This window comes from Corynebacterium tuberculostearicum (assembly GCF_022347235.1).
Taxonomy (GTDB): Bacteria; Actinomycetota; Actinomycetes; order Mycobacteriales; family Mycobacteriaceae; genus Corynebacterium; species Corynebacterium tuberculostearicum_F.
The window spans coordinates 1-16,679 of sequence record NZ_JAKRDX010000023.1; the positions used below are offsets into that span (position 1 = coordinate 1).

Consider the following 16,679-nt stretch of genomic DNA (forward strand, 5'->3'; position numbering starts at 1 on the left):
GTCGTGTCTGGGCAGTTTTAGCTTCAGGGTTTTCAACCGGATCGATGTGGTGAGACATCTGAGCTGGTAGGACCGGAACGATCTCATGAGACATGCGGAACGATGTCTCCGAACCAGACACCACTGGGGGCACCATGTGAAGTCTCGAGACATCGTTCCGGTCGGTGTCCCGAGACTTTTCTGTTCAACAGGTCTCCACAGACTTTGTGCGGAAGTTGCACACAAAACTTCTAGCTAAATGGAAAGAATGTGGAACTTTATGGGGTGGTGTCTCGTTGAATGGGGTGAGATAGCCAATTTGCACCTCTCTTAGAAAGGACAACCGTGCGTTCAAGCAATCCGGTAATGAGTTCTCTGACCGAAAATAGTAGCCGCCAAAACTCTGGTTATGAGGACGTATCTACTCGTCCCATGACCGTGGATGACGTAGTGACCAAGACGGGCATTACCCTCGGCGTTATCATCGTCGCCGCAGCCATCAACTTCGCCCTGGGAATGCTAGTAAGCCCAGGTATCGCCATGGCCTTGACTCTGGTCGGTGGCATCGGTGGTTTCATTACCGTGCTCGTTGCCTCTTTTGGCAAGAAGTGGGGTTCTGCTGCAGTCACCCTGATTTATGCCGTATTTGAAGGCCTATTTGTCGGTGGCTTCTCCTTGATGTTCTCCAACGTCAACTTCCAGGGCGAGGGCGGCATGGCCATCATTGGCCAAGCGATTGTCGGCACCATTGGTGTATTCATTGGCATGCTGATTGTGTACAAGACTGGCGCAGTGAAGGTGACTCCGAAGTTCACCAAGATCCTTTTCGGCCTGATTGCTGGCGTTGCTGTCATGGCTCTTGTTAACTTCTTGGGCGCGATTTTCTTTGACTTCAACCCACTGCGTGATGGTGGCCCGATTGCCATTATCTTCTCGCTCGTCTGCATCGTTCTGGGTGCCCTTTCCTTCCTGACCGACTTTGATCAGGCTGACCGCATGATCCGCGCTGGTGCTCCTGCTAAGAACGCTTGGGGCGTAGCTCTTGGCCTCGCTGTGACCCTGGTCTGGCTCTACACTGAGATCCTCCGTCTGCTGAGCTATTTCCAGCGAGACTAACTGACTCTTTTGCATTGGCCCGCACTTCGGTGCGGGCCTTTTTGTTGCCAAAAATCGCTTACAAACGTGTAATTTCTGGGGTAATTCTGGGGGATAAAGTGCGGGTTTAGCCTTCATTTGGTCTACAAAACCACTCCCCGGGGTGGTACAGCTAATGAGCAGGAAATTTCGCCCTTTAGACGTTATGGATGTGACATATGGGGCAAATAATTTTGTTAAATTGCCGTTAACCTTTGCGGTTGCATAGAAAATTCTTGGGGCCTCATGCATGCTGTGTACCGGAACGGGAAATACGAAGTGAAAAGTTCTCTGTTTCACTTTTCCTGTTCCTCTCGTCAGGAAGTGAGTGCGCGAAGGATTGTTGTGAAGCGTCAGGTCACCGTAGCAACGTTGATGGTCAGCAGCACCGTTATGCTGAGTAGCTGCGTTGCGGACATCGGTACGAGGAGCGCGTCAGAGGAACCCACCAAGGTGGACGAGGCTGGCGGCATTAGTTCGGCCGACGGTGCAGGGGGAACCAACGGGGACCCGGGGGATGATGCGGACGACAATCAGGGGGAAACGGCACACACCAATGGCGGGAAGAATGCGGACGGCGCCGGCCAACCGGGGGAGGCCGGCGCCACGGGGTCGGAAGACACTTCCGGCGTCCTTCCGCCACTGGGGGAATTCGATCCGGCAGACCCGAGCTTCGAGCTTTTTGATCCGTGTACGGAGATTGCGGGTAACAAATTAGAAAGTATTGGGTTGAAGCCTAGTCCACTTGACTCCCGTAGGGACTCGGGGAGCACTTTCTGCAACTTTGAGTCGCGTGGGACAAATTTTTCGGAGGGGGTTCTCGTTTCGCTGGCCAGTGATTCGAACTCAATCGATACTTTGAATTTGAATGAGGAACTCCAGCACAAAGGCCATGGGGCGGAAGGCAAGCAAATACAGATTTATAGATCGGAAATATTCGGAGAAACCCAGTGTGACGGATATGTTTCGACTCAACGTGGAACAGTAATTGTCAGCGTAAACGACATTGGCACCCAGTCCACTACTAAAGAGCGGTGCAATCTTACAGCTTCATTGATAAAACAGCTTAGCTAAAATCGGGGGAATAATGCGCGTAAGCATTTCAAGTATTCGCAGAACGACTAGCAGCATTGGGGATCTCTTTCGTAGATCACAGGAGTTAAGAAACAATGCCAATAGCCCGCTAAATGCAAGTTTTTCATCAGTATCTGGAATTGATCACGTAGGCGATGTTCATGAACGTGTGTTGGATAGCGACCCGGGATCTGCGAAGCAATCGCTATTGAATTTTGCGGCACAGGTTGAGTGGCTGTCTGATTCTTTGGGACGGGAAGCCCGAGGGTTTCAGGCGCAGGAGGACGCGAATAGTCGGGGAATGGAGATCGCGGATGCGGGTGGGGACATCGGTATTGAGTCGATGCCGATTATGAACCAGCCTGAGCCGGGGTACAGCCCATTTGGGTTTTCCATGCCGGTGGTGAATGTCGGTACGGACATTGTGAAGCTGGCTACGGACCTGATGTCGACGCAGATTTGGAATGTGTCTGAGGCGAATGCGCGGTGGAGCTCGTTGGCGTCGGAAGTCGACGATATCGTTAGCGGGCTACAGGAAGCAGCCGGGTCTTTGGAAGGCGAGAACGACAGTGAGGCAACGTCGAGGGCGGCGGCAAGGATTAGGGAAGTGGCGGCGTCGGGAAGCCACTTTGTAGCAAATGCCAAGGTCATGGGGGAGAAGCTGACCGGATTCCACGCCAAGCTGATGGGCATGCAGCCTACTGCAATGGCCATGGCGATGGAAGTGATGGCCATTCCAGAACCGGTTGAGCGCGAGATTGCGGAAAAGGCCGCATTGGCCGCATTGCAGCCTGACCTGCAGCGCTTCGCGGTTGAGGCAATGCCGTACCAGCACGCTTTGATGGAACAATCGCCGGCTTCGGGAGGCGGCGGTGTCGACGCGGGCCTCGCTGGCGTTGACGGTGATGGGCAGCGCTACACCACCGATGCCGTGGTATGGCCAAAGAAGATTGCGGAAGCGATTGCGCGAGGTGATTTGGGTCCGGGGAACTTCGACGTCGTCAATGGCAATGTGGACGGGCTAGAAGCAGTGGGGATGAGCCCACAAGAAATTAATGATTTTCACCAGCAGATGCATGCTAGCGGCAGAAATGCGCTGGAAAAGCTGGGCCTGGGAGACCACGTAGCCATCGGCGGAAATGAAGTATCCACCCAAGGTGCATCCATGCCGGGCGTAACTGCGCCGAATGGGGCGATGGGGCAGGTTCCTAGTGGTACAGCGCATCCGGTTGCCGCGGGAGCAAATGCTGGAGCGCTTCACGGCGGCGGTGCGATGGCGCCGGGAGCTACAGCGCAATCCGCCAATACTGGGATGGCACCGATGATGGCAGCCGGAAGGCCTGCGGATGCGGGCCGCGGTGTACTAGGCGGTCAGCCCCTGAGGAGCGGAATTGGATCCACTGCAGGAAATGTAAGTGGCGGCGCCGATATTGCGCGTGCCGGAAGAGGAGCGCAGTCGGGCCTGCACCTTGGACGCGGAGCCGGGGCGCCCTACGCCGGTGTCGGTTCAGGCGTGCGCGCTGGCCATGGCAATGCACTCGGCGGTGGTTCAGGCGTGCGCGCTGGTCTTGGCAATGCACTCGGCGGTGGTTCAGGCGTGCGCGCTGGTCTTGGCAGCGGTGCAGGAAACGGTGCTGGTGCGGGCATGCGGCCTGGCGTGGGTGGCGGCCTTGTTTCGGGAACAGGTGGCGGCGAAGGCGCCGCGGCAGCACGCGGTGGCAATGTAGGCCGCTCAACCGGAGGGGCACGAGCCTATGGTCCAATGATGGGGATGCGCGGAGGCAAAGATAGTGAGAAAAAGCGCGTAAAGTCCGTCACCACGCAGGTGGAACGGGATCCAAATAAGCGCGACCTCCTAGGAGAGCCGCCTGCTGTCGTACCCGGTGTCATCGGGGATTGGGTGCGGGAAGTGGACCCAGAAAAATAGCATGAAAAAAGGGCCGAGGAAATCACTCGGCCCTTCAAGCCCTTATTACTGCTGTGGCAGTTCGGTGGCGGTACCGTTCAAGTGCGGCTGTGCCGGCTCCTCTGGAACACCGGACTCGACTACAGGTGCTTCCTCTTCAACAACGGTCTCGGGTGCGGAAGAGCTGGTCTCAGCATCCTTCTGCATCGGGGCCTCACCGGTGAAGGTGGAGGCATTTTCTACCTTGGAATCAGAATCCTGCTGGTTCGGTGGGTGGCAAGCAGCGAGGGAGAGGCCAGCGGTGAAGACCAGGCCAGCGGCGGCAAAACGGGAGAACTTCTTCATGGGGATGTGCTCTTTCTCCAGAGTAGTAAGTGGTTAAAAGTTTAGGACTCGCGTGGAGCAGCGGCCTTAGCAGAATCATACGGCGCTGCGGATTCGATGGTGACTGAAATGGTCTTGCCATTCGGAGCGGTGTACTCGCGGGTCTCGCCCTCTTGTGCGCCAAGGATGGCAGCGCCCAGCGGGGACTGCTCGGAATAGGTTTCCAGGTCCTTGTTATCGGAAGCAGCGGCGCGGGTACCGATGAGGAAGGTCTCCTTATCGTCCTTATCACCGTTGTAGTAAACGTGAACTACGGAACCGGTGTGGGCGACGCCTTCCTGAACAGCACCGCGCTCGGTGGTGGCATTCGCAAGAACCTCAGAAATCTGCTTGATGCGGGCCTCTTCCTGGTCCTGCATCTCACGTGCGGCGTCGTAACCGGCGTTCTCTTTGAGGTCGCCTTCCTCACGGCGCTCGTTGATCTCAGCCGCGACTACTGGGCGGTGGTCGATGAGCTCCTGCAGCTCGGCCTCGAGCTTCGCCTTGGTTTCCGGGGTGATGTACTGCTTTTGCTGCTCAGCCATTCTGCAACCTTCCGTAGATAGGAATTGTGGTCAAAGCCCCTGTTAATCCCTGGGGCTGTAGGTAAAAGTGGAACCGGGCATATGCCCAGTTCTAGGCGCTACAAATCCTAGCACACGCGGCTAGCGGCTTTCCGCGTAGTCAGGGTTATCCATATCCAAGTATTCGGGGATGTTGCCGGAACAACCATAGGCCCCGCCGGCTACGGCACGAGCGTTGGTCGGGACGTCGACAGCGATGCGCTGGGTTTCGTTTCCGCCCGCGGGAACAGGGAATTCGCGGCGGCCTACTTCGGACTTGGAGTAGTCAAAGGCCTGGACAATGCAATAAGCATCTTCATCGGTGTGATTGCGGGTGACATCGACCCAAACGCGGGTGGAATCATCGCTCAAAACCTCCTGGGTCACGATGGACACCTGTGCGTTCACGCGTTCCTTTTCCTGGAAGTACCGGAATCCGAAGAAAATAAGCGCGATAAAAATGGCGACAAAGATGAGCACCAGCGCCTTATTAGTCCAGCTACCAGAGTTCTTTTCAGAGGAGCCGCGGGAGCCGTAGCGGGCGACTGAGCGAGATTTTCCGGCGGAAGTCATGGCTTCCACTCTAGCCGAGGACCACTGTTTTCCAATTATCTACTAGGATAATCATCTGTTCAAAGAACCTAGAATAATAAGGGGATGGATTTTCAGTGAGCGATTTTCGCCTACTAGCGATCCACGCGCACCCAGACGATGAATCATCCAAGGGTGCTGCAACCACCGCGCGCTATGCCGCAGAAGGCAATGAGGTTTTGGTGCTAACTTGTACCGGCGGCGAGCGCGGCGATGTGATTAACCCCGCCATGGATCGCCCGGGAATCAAGGAAAAGATGGGCGAGGTGCGCCGGGAAGAAATGGCTAACGCTGCGCGGGCGCTGGGCGTACAACACCGCTGGCTGGGCCACGTTGATTCCGGATTGCCCGACCCAGTTGAAGGCAAGACTATGGAGGAATTGCTTCCGGAGGGCTGTTTTGCGTTGCTGGGCGATGACACCGTCGCGCAGGAATACGTCCAGGTTATCCGCGAATTTCGACCACACGTCATTGTCACCTATGACGAAAATGGCGGTTATCCGCACCCAGACCATTTGGTGGTGCACCGGGCTTCCATGATCGCGTGGGAGAAGGCAGGCGATGCCGAGTACCACCCAGAGCTGGGTAAGCCGTGGGAGCCGCTGAAGCTGTACTATTCGCACGGCTTTGTTTATCAGCGCATGAAGATGTTCCATGATCTGCTGCTAGAAGAGGGTAAAACCAGCCCTTATGGGCCGATGCTGGCGCGCTGGGACACCACTTTTGGAGATATCATGGCGCGTGTAACCACCCAGGTGGAATGCGCGGATTACTTCAGCAATCGCGAGGAGGCCTTGCGGGCGCACGCTACGCAGATCGATCCGGCGGGTGCCTTCTTGGCGACGTCGGTGGAGGTACAGCAGCGCCTTTGGCCCACCGAGGAGTTCGAGCTGGCGAAGACTCGCGTTTCTACCTCCCTGCCAGAAAATGACCTCTTCGCCGGCATCGAAGAGGAAGAGGAGGCTTAAGATATGAGCATGTATGGTTCTTTCGTGCTTGCCGCACATGACGTATTTGTACTTGCCCAAGGAACCGAGGGCGCCGAAGGCGGCCCAATGGGCCCTGAATTTGGCAAAGCTTCGCCCATTGGCCTGCTGATCCTGGCGCTTATGGGCGTTGCGGTACTGTTTGCAGGCTGGAATTTCCATCGCCGGTACTCACGCTTTCGCCGCCGCATGATGTTTGCGGAGGACCACGGAATCGATCCGTTCGATGAGGAAGCCGTGGATAAGGCGATGAAGGAAGCCGGCATTTACGATAACCGCAAGAAGTCCATTTTCTAGGCGGATAGACTAATGAGCGTGAGTTCTCTCAAGCAGCTGGCTTACCCAGCTTATGAAGCCCGTCTGGCGCGCCTGATCAAGGGCAAGCCGCAGCCTAAGCACATCGCCATCATGGCCGATGGCAATCGTCGGTGGGCGCGTGAGGCTGGGTTTACCGATATCAGCCATGGTCACCGCCAAGGCGCAAAGAAAATCGGAGAGATGATCTCGTGGTGCCGCGATACCGATATCGAAGTGGTCACCATTTATTTGCTGTCCACGGAGAACCTGAAGCGCAGCGAGCAGGAAGTAGAGCTGCTCTTTGACATCATCTCGGACGTGGTCACGCACCTATCGCATAGCGACGTCGGCTGTCAGGTGCGCCTTGTTGGCCACCTCGATCTGCTCCCGGACGAAATTCGCCAGCGCATGGTGACGGCGGCGGCGGAAACCGAGGACAATACCGGGGTCATCGTCAATGTGGCGGTGGGCTATGGCGGGCGCCAAGAAATTGTGGACGCAGTGCAGAACTTGGTGCGCGCGGAAGCAGAGAAGGGAACTACCGCAGCGGAGATGGCGGACCGCGTTACCGCAGAGTCCATTGGGGAGCACCTGTACACCAAGGGACTACCGGACCCGGACTTGGTTATCCGCACCTCTGGTGAACAACGCCTGTCGGGCTTTCTCCTGTGGCAGGCCGCGTACTCCGAGATCTGGTTCACGGATACTTACTGGCCAGCATTCCGCAAGGTGGACTTCCTCCGCGCCTTGCGGGATTACTCCCAACGTTCGCGCCGCTTTGGCAAATAGGCTCTAGAGCTTGCGCATCCGCACCTGTTCTACCAGGTGATGCGAGCCCTTTTTCAGCACGAGGGAGGCTCGCACACGGGTGGGCAGGATATTTTCCACCAAGTTCGGCAGGTTAATGGACTGCCAAATTTCGCGGGCCTGGTCGCGGGCCTCCTCATCGTTCATGTCTGCAAAGGCAGAGAAGTGGGCGTTGGGCTCGCGAAAAGCGGTGTGGCGCAGAGTAAGGAAGCGGTCGATATACCACTGCTCGATATCGTCGGTGCGGGCATCAACATATACCGAGAAATCAAAGAGGTCCGCCACGGTCAACGTGGGGCTCGTTTGTAGTACATTGAGCCCTTCCAGAATAAGGATGTCGGGCTGATGAACTTCTTGGTATTCCCCGTCCACAATGTCATAGGAGATATGGGAATAAAGCGGCGCCTTGACCAATGGCTTTCCTGATTTTACGTCCGTGACAAAGCGAAGGAGTGCACGCCGGTCGTAGGATTCCGGAAATCCCTTGCGCTGCATGAGGCCGCGTTTCTTGAGGGTTTCGGTGGGGAAGAGGAAGCCGTCGGTAGTAACGAGCGCGACCTTGGGGTGGGAGTCCCAGCGCTGCAGCAACACCTGAAGGAGGCGGGCAGTGGTGGATTTTCCCACTGCCACGGAGCCGGCCACACCGATGACAAAGGGAACGTGCGTCGGAGGGTTGCCCAAGAAGGATTCGGTAGCCGTGGTGAGCTGCTGGCGGGCCATAACCTGCATATGGATGAGGCGGGAGAGGGGGAGGTAGACATCAGCTACCTCGTCCAGGTCGATGCGGTCTCCTAGGCCGCGAAGCTTTTCCACCTCGGTTTCCGTGAGCACCTGAGGCATGGATTTACGCAGTTCACGCCAGGTCTCGCGGTCAAAATCTAGGTAGGGACTCGAATCCAATGTGCGCGCCATGGTTCCATTGTTGCACTTGCATAATCTGTGGGTAAAAGTATGCCCCCTTAGGGAGCTTGGCACGATAAGATATGCAGCATCCCATACCGCTTGATTTTGAGAAGGGGACCACACCTTTATGGCTTCTTTTACCTCTGACCTCCGCGACCTTGATCCGGACGTATTCGGCGCAATTCAGGGAGAGATTTCCCGCCAGCGCGAAACCCTGGAAATGATCGCCTCTGAGAACTTTGTGCCTCGCGCCGTGCTCCAGGCACAGGGCTCCGTGCTTACCAATAAGTACGCCGAGGGCTACCCAGGTCGCCGCTACTACGGCGGCTGCGAGCATGTCGACGTCGTGGAGGACCTAGCCCGCAACCGCGCTAAGGAACTCTTTGGTGCGGAATTCGCCAACGTGCAGCCGCACTCCGGCGCGCAGGCGAACGCCGCGGTTCTTTCCACCATCGCTGAGCCGGGCGACAAGATTTTGGGCCTGTCCCTGGCTCACGGCGGCCACCTTACCCACGGCATGAAGTTGAACTTCTCCGGCAAGCTTTATGATGTCGCTGCCTATGAGGTGGATCCAGAGACCATGCGCGTGGACATGGATAAGCTGCGAGAGCAGGCGCTGAAGGAAAAGCCGAAGGTCATTATCGGCGGCTGGTCTGCTTACCCGCGCACCATGGATTTCGCGGCCTTCCGTGAAATCGCTGATGAGGTCGGCGCTTACCTGTGGGTAGATATGGCCCACTTTGCGGGTCTTGTGGCGGCCGGCCTGCACCCGAGCCCAGTGCCTCACGCGGATATCGTGTCCACCACCGTGCATAAGACCCTGGGTGGCCCGCGCTCCGGCATGATTTTGGCCAAGCAGGATTATGCCAAGAAGATCAATTCCAACGTCTTCCCGGGCCAGCAGGGCGGACCGCTGATGCACGTGGTCGCTGCCAAGGCCATTGCTATGAAGATTGCTGCTACCGAGGAATTCAAGGAGCGCCAGGAGCGCACCTTGGAGGGTGCTCGCATTCTGGCAGAGCGCCTTACCGCAGAAGATGCCAAGGCGGCTGGCGTGGACGTGCTGACCGGCGGCACCGATGTGCACTTGGTCTTGGCGGACCTGCGCAATTCTGAATTGGATGGACAGCAGGCAGAGGATCTGCTGCACGAGGTAGGCATTACCGTTAACCGAAATGCCGTGCCGAATGACCCGCGTCCGCCGATGGTCACCTCCGGCCTGCGCATTGGTACTTCTGCGCTGGCAACCCGCGGCCTCGATGCCGAGGCCTTCACCGAGGTTGCAGATATTATCGGCACCGCCCTGGTCCAGGGCAAGAATGCCGATGTGGAGGCCCTGCGCGCTCGCGTGGACAAGATTGCCCAGCACTACCCGCTGTATGAGGGCCTCGAGGACTGGAAGCTGGTCTAGTCCTTCACCTCATGGCCACGGGCCTGCGCCATGGTGGCGCGGGCCTGCTGGAGCCATTCCGGCTGCTCTTGGAGGAGCTGATTGATTTCCGCTGTGGTCAGCGGCTTATCCATATCGTTCTTCTTGAGCGCGGTAACAGAGATTCCCAGCTTATGGGCAACCTCGGGGCGGGGATGGGGGCCTTCGCGGCGCAAGGTTTGCAGCCACTCGGGTGGGTTATGCTGCAGTTCGCGCAGCTCTTCGTGGCTAATGGCACTATTTTGGAACTCGTCCGGCGCGGCGGGCAGGTAGATGCCTAGCTTCTTCGCCGCGGTTTGGGCACGCATGGCGGTGCCGGATGGTTGCTTTTGTTCTTCAGTCACGCTTTTACCGTAGCACTTTCAGTAGACTGTCCTCTATGCTGCGCTTAGCTTTTGCCACCGGTACAGAACCCGGAAAGTGGTTCCGCCGATTCGAGGAAAATACTGCTCATGGTGGCTTGTACACCGTTGATGCGGACGATGCGCTTGCCCCGCTGGTAGCCGGCGAGGTGGACCTAGCTCTTGCGCGCTTGCCGGATCCGCGGGTGGATGACACCTTTCACGTGGTGCGACTTTATAAAGAGGCCCCTGGCATTGCCGTTCCCAAAGACTCGGTCTATGCGGAGGTGGGCGAGGAGCTTGCGCTTGCCGACGTCGCCGATGAACACCTCAACTACCGCGTCGCCGATTCCGGGCTTGTCGATGTCCCCGCAGTCCGCGACGCCTTGCAGGTAGTGGCGGCCAACGTGGGTATCGCGATTGCGCCGCGGCCCCTGCTGAAGGTCCTGAGCAAAAAGCAGGTGGTGCCGTTGGGCCTTAAGGACGAGTCCGTGCCGGTTACGGAGATTGCGTTGGTGTGGCGCAAGGATGAGGATGGGGAGGCGATCCAGGACTTCGTGGGCGTCGCTAAGGGCCGTACGGCTCGTTCCTCCCGCCAAGAGAAGCCGAAGCGCAGCGCCAGGGAAAAGGCGAAGGCGAAGCAGGCGCGGAGAAACGTTAACAATTCGTTACAAAAGAAAAAGAAGGTCCCTAAGCAGCGCAAACGTAGGTAGGCCTTTACTGTTTGCTGTCTACTTCCTGTCCGGACGGGTGGCGCCAGCTGGGAGTCGTCGTTACGGTGGTCGTTGTTCGCCATAAAGGGTGATTTAACAATAATTTTAGAATTAACTTACTTTCTCGATGAAAGGATGATGCAGTAATGCAGAAGATGACCCGTCGTATCGCAGGTGGCTTTGCAGCCGCAACCCTGTCCGTTGCTCTCGTAGCGTGCTCCGATGCTGAGGATGCAGCTAACGACGCTAAGGATACCGCCGGCTCCGTAGCTGCAGACGCTACCGACGCTGCTGGCTCCGCTGCTGCTGAGGCTACTTCCAAGGATGACGCCGACGATGCGGACGCTTCCGAAGGTGCGGATGCTTCCGACGACAAGGACGACGCTGACGACAAGGGCGGCGCTACCAAGTCCATCGCTACCGCTAACGGTGACGTAGACGTTCCGGCTGATTTCGCTTCCGCTATTGAAGAGAAGAAGGCTGAGTGGGGCGACGTAAAGAGCATCGAGCAGGGTGACGATGATGAGTTCCTCGCTAACTTCGATAACGGCAACCTGCTGACCTTCGACGACGATGAGGGCGCTCAGCCTATCGTCGGCAAGATTGCTGAAACCTGGAAAGAGCAGGGCGGCTTGGACTCTGAGGTAGGCCTGCCTAAGGCTGCTGAGGAGAAGGCTGCTCAGGGCAAGGGCTGGACCCAGCAGTTCGACAATGGCGTAATCTCCTGGATCCAGGACGAGAGCGGTAAGTTCACCTCTTCCGTAGAGAAGTAAAAAGCTCCTTTAGAGCTTCTCCCTCTGCAGCAAGTGCTGCGGAGGGATTTTTCGTTTTCTTAATGTTCATCTTGCACCCATGTAATTTCAACCTTCGGTGCCTACTTTGGGTGGCAACCCCGTGGATCCGGGGTGATTCGGAAGAAGTCTGATCTACCGCACACTAAGGGAGAACCCTGCCATCATGTCTCGTCCCTCTGTACTTTCTACTCCGCTTGCCGCTACTGATAACACCGTCGCTACCAAGACCTATGTAGTGGATACCTCGGTCTTGCTTTCTGACCCTTGGGCCCTGCGCAAATTTGCGGAACACGACGTGGTCCTTCCCGTTGTAGTTATTTCTGAACTGGAAGGAAAACGTCATCACCCGGAGCTTGGCTGGTTCGCCCGCCAAGCTCTTCGCTTTTTGGAGGAGCTGCGCGCTACCTATGAGGCCTTAGACCAGCCGGTTCCCGTCAACGTCGATGGCGGCACCCTGCGCGTGGAATTGAACCATCAAGACCAATCCTTGCTGCCTACCGCGTTCCGCGGACCAGAAGGTGACCACCGCATCTTGGCGTGCGCGCTTAACCTTGCGCACGAGGGGAAGGACACCGTGTTGGTCACGAAGGACGTGCCGCTGCGCGTGAAGGCCGGTGCGGTAGGCGTGCAGGCGGATGAGTATCACGCCCAGGACGTAGTCTTGACCGGCTATACCGGAATGGCGACGGTGCAAACCAGCTCGGATGTCATCGATGCCCTCTATCGTGATGGGGAAGTCATGCTAGACGGCGTCGAAACGGAAAAGGGTACCGCCGTGGAGGACCTGCCGGTGCACTGCGGCTTGACCTTGGCTGCGGGTGCGCAATCCGCGCTGGGTCGCATGAGTGCTGATGGCGTGGTCGAGCTCGTACGTGGTGATATCAATGCCTTTGGCCTTCAGGGACGCTCCGCGGAGCAGCGCATCGCTTTGGACCTGCTGATGGACCCAAACGTAGGAATTGTCTCCATCGGTGGCCGCGCCGGCACCGGCAAGTCGGCACTTGCGCTGTGCGCCGGTTTGGAGGCGGTGCTTGAGCGCGGCGAGCACCGGCGCATTGTGGTCTTTCGCCCGATGTATGCGGTTGGCGGGCAGTCGCTGGGATACCTACCGGGCACGGAATCGGACAAGATGAACCCGTGGGCGCAGGCGGTCTATGACACTTTGGAGGGTTTGGTGTCTGACAACGTCATGGAAGAGGTGCACGAGCGCGGCCTCATCGAGGTCTTGCCCCTGACGCATATTCGCGGTCGCTCGCTGCATGATGCTTTTGTCATCGTGGATGAGGCGCAGTCCTTGGAGCGAAACGTCCTACTTACCGTGCTTTCCCGGTTGGGGAAGGGCTCGCGAGTAGTTCTTACTCACGATGTGGCGCAGCGCGATAACCTTCGCGTGGGCCGGCACGACGGAGTGCAGGCAGTGATTGAAAAGCTCAAGGGACATGAGCTTTTTGCGCATATTACGCTGCAGCGTTCGGAGCGCTCTGCCATTGCGGAGCTCGTCACTGACCTGTTGGAAGGCGGCAACTAGGCCAAGTTCGTTCGCGTTGGGCGATCTTTATGTGTACAGCGTGGCGAAGCTGGGCATGTCCCAGTAATAATGTTGTATATGAGCGAGAACGCCAAGCAGACGTCTTCGGACGATAAGAAGAAAGATTTCCGCATCCGTCCCTTCACCGCGGCGGACTACCCGCAGATGCGAGAGATCTATGAACAGGGTCTCAATACTGGGCACGCCACCTATGAGACCCGCTCCCTGACCTTCGAAGAATTCAAAGCAGGCAAGATTATGCCTTCGGTGCATGTTGCCGTTGAAGCAGATGATGACTCTAAGGTCTTGGGGTGGGTTTCTGCGGCCCCTGTATCTACCCGCACCGTCTTCCATGGAGTAGTGGAGGACTCCATCTACCTAGGTGCCGAGGCACAAGGACGCGGCATTGGCGGCGCACTTCTGGATCGTCTGATTGAGGTGTGCAAGGACCTGCACAAGTGGGCCATCCATTCGTGGATTTTCCCTGAAAATGCAGGTTCTGCGGGACTGCACAAGTCCCGCGGCTTCGTGAAGGTGGGCACCTACTCGCATATGGCGAAGATGACCTACGGCGAGCTTGCGGGCCAGTGGCGCGACACCGACGTATATGAGCTGCTTTTGCCCAAGCCGGAGGAAAAGAAGCGGTAGCTTCCCCGGCGCATACTAGCCCCTGCTCGTACCACACTCGTGGTAACGATGGCAGGGGCTTTTTGTTTAGGCCTTAGAACCAGGGGAGCGGCAATAAAAATGCCCCGCCTAGGGCGGGGCATATCGGCCCACCGTGCGCGCGGGCTTGCGCCACACTTCGATGGGACCGGCCTGGATTTGTAACGCCGCTTGGAGGCCGCCGGGGGCATAGCCGAGGGCGGATTCAATGGGGGCGTCGGCAAGCGGGAATGCATCGCGCAGGGCATGCAGCTCCCGGCTAGTGGCCTGTATTTCTGCAGGTGAAGGTGATATTAGTCAATCGTTTCCTTCAGTCGCTCCTCGCGCAGTGGCAGGAGGAGGATGAGGGCGACGATAACCAGCGGAACCATGAGGGCGATGACCGGGGTCAGTCCGTCATTGTAGGAGTTGAGGATTGCTTCCTCGATGGGCTTGGGGAAGGACGCAACCAAATCCGGGGTGAGGCTATTGGCACCGCCATTGGCGTCGCCGAACTTCTCCGCGTAGGCGGCGCCCTCCGGTCCCATCTTCTGGAAAGCCTCTGGCAAGCGGGTGGCCATCTCATCCTTCATATTGTGGATGAACATGGAGCCAACCAGGGAAGCACCCAGTGCGGAGCCGATCTGGCGGAAGAAGTTATTCGCCGCGGTAGCCGTACCCACCTGGGACAGCGGGAAGGAGTTCTGGACGATGAGCACGAGGACCTGGATAACCATGCCCAGGCCGATGCCGAAGACGAGGAACTCGCAGCCCAGCTGCTTCAGGGAAGTCTCTACGGAGAGGTGGGACATCCAGAACAGGGCGCCGGCGGTAATCGCCAGGCCGATGATGGGGTAGACCTTGTAGTGGCCGGTGCGGGCGATGATAAAGCCCACGCCAGTGGAGGTGCCGATAAGGCCAACCATCATCGGGATCATCATGAGACCCGCCTTGGTTGGGGTCAGGGTGTGCACCATCTGCAGGTAGGTAGGCATGTAGCCCAGAACACCGAACATTGCCAGGCCAAGTACCACGCCGGAGAGGGTAGTCAGGGCCATGTTGCGGTTCTTGAATAGGCGAACCGGGATGAGCGGTTCTTTAGCGCGCAGCTCCACAAAGACGGTGATGATGGCGCCGATAATGGTGATGGCACCCAAGGTGAGGATCATGGAAGAGCCCCACTCGTACTCGGTGCCGCCCCAGGTGGTCATGAGGATAAGGGAGGCGGTGGTGATGGCGATGAAGGTGGCACCTAGCCAGTCAAAGCGCTTCATATCGGCATCACCTACGCGCAGGTGCAGCACTAGGGTGCACACGATAATGGCGAGGATACCCAGCGGGATGTTCATCCACATGCCCCAGCGCCAGCCTGGGCCGTCGGTGAACCAGCCGCCGAGAACGGGGCCGAGAACCGAGGACAGGCCGAAGACGCCGCCCATGATGCCCATGAACTTGCCGCGCTCACGGGAGGAGGTGACCTCGGCGATGATGGACTGGGAGGAAATCATCATAAAACCTGCGCCAAAGCCCTGCACAGCGCGGGCGATGATCAGCAGCGTCATGGAGTTTGCAAAGCCGCCGAGGGTAGAGCCCACGACGAAGGTGGCGATACCGCCGATGTAGAGCCACTTGCGGCCCAGCATGTCACCCAGCTTGCCGGAAATAGGCATGGCGATGGTCATGGTGACAAGGAAAGCGGAGATGACCCAGCTCATGTGGTCGACGCCGCCAAGCTCACCGACGATGGTGGGAAGAGCAGAAGAGAAGATCATTTGGCCCAAAGAGCTCATCAGCATGGTGAGCATCAAAGCCGAGAAGATAAGCCCGAGGTTATCGGCTCGGGACTGGCCCTGCGTGGGGGCCTTAGTAGCCGTATCTACCATCGCATTCCTTTCATAAAATCTGTTATTAGCGTGAGGGAGGTATCGAGTCGCGCGTGGAGGTCCTTGCTGCAATCCGCATCGGGGGATGCCATCGCGAGCCAAAGTGCCTCGCGGACGAGGCCGGCGATGAGCATCGCCTCGGTACTTGCGGAGCAGTTATCGAGGACGCGAAGCTCCGGTTCTGTGGTGAGGCGTTCTTCAATGAGATCGATAAGCTCAATGGACTTTGCCCGCTTCCGGCTTATTGCCGCCGCGGCCGCATCCGGATCATTAGAGATGCGCTTGCGGCGGTCCCGGATGGTCGGGTTGATGTGGTGGCCTTCCATGTGTTGCCTGACCAACTGGAGGACGAGTCCCACCATGCTGGTCGTTGGTTCCGTGAGGAAGAATTCCCGCATCTCCTCCGTAAACTCGGTGCTTGGAGCACCTAGTACGGCGGATTCCTTGGAGTCGAAATAATTGAAGAAGGTGCGCCGAGAAATACCGGCTACTTCGCAGATCCTCTCAATCGTGACCGCGCTAAAGGATTGTTCATCCACCAGCTTCGTGGCGGCATCCTCAATGCGCAGGCGCGTCTCGAGGCGCTTCTGCTCGCGTAGTGATAATTCTTCTTGCACGCCATGCAACTTTACACTCGGTGCAAACTTGCACCAAGTGCAAAAGTGGTGATCTTAGAAGTGCGTTTCCACTAATGTGTGCTATGCCATAGCGCTTGCCGACGCCCCCTTACCCCAGGCATGCGA

General features: G+C 57.7%; 18 protein-coding genes. 11 read left to right on the forward strand and 7 right to left on the reverse strand.

The window, feature by feature from the left end:
* Positions 1–345: 345 nt before the first annotated feature.
* The 3 genes from MHK09_RS10350 to MHK09_RS10355 all read left to right on the forward strand — a co-directional run bounded on the left by MHK09_RS10350 (position 346) and on the right by MHK09_RS10355 (position 4,114).
* Positions 346–1,095 (forward strand): Bax inhibitor-1/YccA family protein, encoded by a 750-nt coding sequence (locus MHK09_RS10350; protein ID WP_005327420.1) that lies wholly within the window; start codon positions 346–348, stop codon positions 1,093–1,095.
* Positions 1,096–1,566: 471 nt separating this feature from the next.
* The gene (locus MHK09_RS11820; protein ID WP_366511732.1) at positions 1,567–2,187 is read left to right on the forward strand and encodes a DUF3558 family protein; all 621 of its coding nucleotides are present in this window, start codon (positions 1,567–1,569) and stop codon (positions 2,185–2,187) included.
* A 301-nt stretch (positions 2,188–2,488) separates the two neighbouring features.
* Entirely contained in the window at positions 2,489–4,114 is a 1,626-nt protein-coding gene (locus tag MHK09_RS10355) for a TrbL/VirB6 family protein (protein ID WP_250413499.1), read from the forward strand.
* Positions 4,115–4,159: 45 nt separating this feature from the next.
* On the opposite strand, the gene MHK09_RS10360 is transcribed toward MHK09_RS10355, so the two are convergent.
* The 3 genes from MHK09_RS10360 to MHK09_RS10370 form a co-directional block, all read right to left on the reverse strand.
* Positions 4,160–4,438: a hypothetical protein gene (locus MHK09_RS10360; protein ID WP_005323615.1), complete on the reverse strand. Its 279-nt coding sequence runs from the start codon at positions 4,436–4,438 to the stop codon at positions 4,160–4,162.
* Between the two features lie 41 nt (positions 4,439–4,479).
* On the reverse strand, positions 4,480–5,001 hold the full coding sequence (gene greA / locus MHK09_RS10365) for a transcription elongation factor GreA (RefSeq protein WP_005323614.1): 522 nt from the start codon (positions 4,999–5,001) through the stop codon (positions 4,480–4,482).
* Between the two features lie 120 nt (positions 5,002–5,121).
* Complete coding sequence (locus MHK09_RS10370; RefSeq protein WP_034668116.1) at positions 5,122–5,592, reverse strand: DUF4307 domain-containing protein; 471 nt, start codon at positions 5,590–5,592, stop codon at positions 5,122–5,124.
* Between the two features lie 95 nt (positions 5,593–5,687).
* Here MHK09_RS10370 and mca point away from each other — a divergent pair, with 95 nt between their 5' ends.
* From mca to MHK09_RS10385, 3 genes are read left to right on the forward strand one after another with little or no spacing between them, the layout of a single operon-like run.
* Entirely contained in the window at positions 5,688–6,578 is an 891-nt protein-coding gene (gene mca / locus MHK09_RS10375) for a mycothiol conjugate amidase Mca (protein WP_005323612.1), read from the forward strand.
* A gap of 3 nt (positions 6,579–6,581) precedes the next feature.
* Positions 6,582–6,893, forward strand: a complete 312-nt coding sequence (locus MHK09_RS10380; protein ID WP_005323610.1) for a hypothetical protein — start codon at positions 6,582–6,584, stop codon at positions 6,891–6,893.
* Between the two features lie 12 nt (positions 6,894–6,905).
* Entirely contained in the window at positions 6,906–7,682 is a 777-nt protein-coding gene (locus tag MHK09_RS10385; RefSeq protein ID WP_005323608.1) for an isoprenyl transferase, read from the forward strand.
* Between the two features lie 3 nt (positions 7,683–7,685).
* Here the strand turns inward: MHK09_RS10385 and coaA are convergent, their stop codons facing one another.
* A complete protein-coding gene (coaA, locus tag MHK09_RS10390) occupies positions 7,686–8,612 on the reverse strand; it encodes a type I pantothenate kinase (protein WP_250413500.1) in 927 nt (308 codons plus the stop codon).
* 118 nt (positions 8,613–8,730) lie between these two features.
* On the opposite strand from coaA, the gene glyA reads away from it, so the two are divergent.
* Positions 8,731–10,014: a serine hydroxymethyltransferase gene (gene glyA / locus MHK09_RS10395; RefSeq protein ID WP_236882514.1), complete on the forward strand. Its 1,284-nt coding sequence runs from the start codon at positions 8,731–8,733 to the stop codon at positions 10,012–10,014.
* Here the strand turns inward: glyA and MHK09_RS10400 are convergent.
* Positions 10,011–10,340 (reverse strand): DUF5997 family protein, encoded by a 330-nt coding sequence (locus MHK09_RS10400; protein ID WP_023021891.1) that lies wholly within the window; start codon positions 10,338–10,340, stop codon positions 10,011–10,013. The two genes, glyA and MHK09_RS10400, sit on opposite strands and share 4 nt — an antisense overlap.
* A gap of 71 nt (positions 10,341–10,411) precedes the next feature.
* Here MHK09_RS10400 and MHK09_RS10405 point away from each other — a divergent pair, with 71 nt between their 5' ends.
* The 4 genes from MHK09_RS10405 to MHK09_RS10420 all read left to right on the forward strand — a co-directional run bounded on the left by MHK09_RS10405 (position 10,412) and on the right by MHK09_RS10420 (position 14,056).
* Positions 10,412–11,086, forward strand: coding sequence for a LysR family transcriptional regulator substrate-binding protein (locus MHK09_RS10405; RefSeq protein ID WP_005323600.1), 675 nt, complete (start codon positions 10,412–10,414; stop codon positions 11,084–11,086).
* Positions 11,087–11,232: 146 nt separating this feature from the next.
* On the forward strand, positions 11,233–11,859 hold the full coding sequence (locus MHK09_RS10410) for an LGFP repeat-containing protein (protein ID WP_005323598.1): 627 nt from the start codon (positions 11,233–11,235) through the stop codon (positions 11,857–11,859).
* Between the two features lie 184 nt (positions 11,860–12,043).
* Positions 12,044–13,408: an RNA 5'-3' helicase PhoH2 gene (gene phoH2 / locus MHK09_RS10415; RefSeq protein ID WP_200436323.1), complete on the forward strand. Its 1,365-nt coding sequence runs from the start codon at positions 12,044–12,046 to the stop codon at positions 13,406–13,408.
* Between the two features lie 78 nt (positions 13,409–13,486).
* Positions 13,487–14,056, forward strand: a complete 570-nt coding sequence (locus MHK09_RS10420; protein WP_040425061.1) for a GNAT family N-acetyltransferase — start codon at positions 13,487–13,489, stop codon at positions 14,054–14,056.
* A gap of 311 nt (positions 14,057–14,367) precedes the next feature.
* Here the strand turns inward: MHK09_RS10420 and MHK09_RS10425 are convergent, their stop codons facing one another.
* Positions 14,368–15,936, reverse strand: a complete 1,569-nt coding sequence (locus MHK09_RS10425) for an MDR family MFS transporter (protein ID WP_150850903.1) — start codon at positions 15,934–15,936, stop codon at positions 14,368–14,370.
* Positions 15,930–16,553, reverse strand: coding sequence for a TetR/AcrR family transcriptional regulator (locus MHK09_RS10430; protein WP_005327437.1), 624 nt, complete (start codon positions 16,551–16,553; stop codon positions 15,930–15,932). Before MHK09_RS10430 ends, MHK09_RS10425 begins: the two co-directional genes overlap by 7 nt.
* Positions 16,554–16,679 lie beyond the last annotated feature (126 nt).

Excerpts from the sequence above, each read along its gene's own strand:
- MHK09_RS10420 (WP_040425061.1), top strand. The coding sequence starts at position 13,487 with ATGAGCGAGAACGCCAAGCAGACGTCTTCGGACGATAAGAAGAAAGAT.
- MHK09_RS10370 (WP_034668116.1), bottom strand. The coding sequence starts at position 5,592 with ATGACTTCCGCCGGAAAATCTCGCTCAGTCGCCCGCTACGGCTCCCGC.
- greA (WP_005323614.1), bottom strand. The coding sequence starts at position 5,001 with ATGGCTGAGCAGCAAAAGCAGTACATCACCCCGGAAACCAAGGCGAAG.
- MHK09_RS10400 (WP_023021891.1), bottom strand. The coding sequence starts at position 10,340 with ATGCGTGCCCAAACCGCGGCGAAGAAGCTAGGCATCTACCTGCCCGCC.
- phoH2 (WP_200436323.1), top strand. The coding sequence starts at position 12,044 with ATGTCTCGTCCCTCTGTACTTTCTACTCCGCTTGCCGCTACTGATAAC.
- coaA (WP_250413500.1), bottom strand. The coding sequence starts at position 8,612 with ATGGCGCGCACATTGGATTCGAGTCCCTACCTAGATTTTGACCGCGAG.
- MHK09_RS10350 (WP_005327420.1), top strand. The coding sequence starts at position 346 with ATGAGTTCTCTGACCGAAAATAGTAGCCGCCAAAACTCTGGTTATGAG.
- MHK09_RS10360 (WP_005323615.1), bottom strand. The coding sequence starts at position 4,438 with ATGAAGAAGTTCTCCCGTTTTGCCGCCGCTGGCCTGGTCTTCACCGCT.
- MHK09_RS10425 (WP_150850903.1), bottom strand. The coding sequence starts at position 15,936 with ATGGTAGATACGGCTACTAAGGCCCCCACGCAGGGCCAGTCCCGAGCC.
- MHK09_RS10380 (WP_005323610.1), top strand. The coding sequence starts at position 6,582 with ATGAGCATGTATGGTTCTTTCGTGCTTGCCGCACATGACGTATTTGTA.
- glyA (WP_236882514.1), top strand. The coding sequence starts at position 8,731 with ATGGCTTCTTTTACCTCTGACCTCCGCGACCTTGATCCGGACGTATTC.
- MHK09_RS10405 (WP_005323600.1), top strand. The coding sequence starts at position 10,412 with ATGCTGCGCTTAGCTTTTGCCACCGGTACAGAACCCGGAAAGTGGTTC.
- MHK09_RS10410 (WP_005323598.1), top strand. The coding sequence starts at position 11,233 with ATGCAGAAGATGACCCGTCGTATCGCAGGTGGCTTTGCAGCCGCAACC.
- MHK09_RS10385 (WP_005323608.1), top strand. The coding sequence starts at position 6,906 with ATGAGCGTGAGTTCTCTCAAGCAGCTGGCTTACCCAGCTTATGAAGCC.
- MHK09_RS10355 (WP_250413499.1), top strand. The coding sequence starts at position 2,489 with ATGGAGATCGCGGATGCGGGTGGGGACATCGGTATTGAGTCGATGCCG.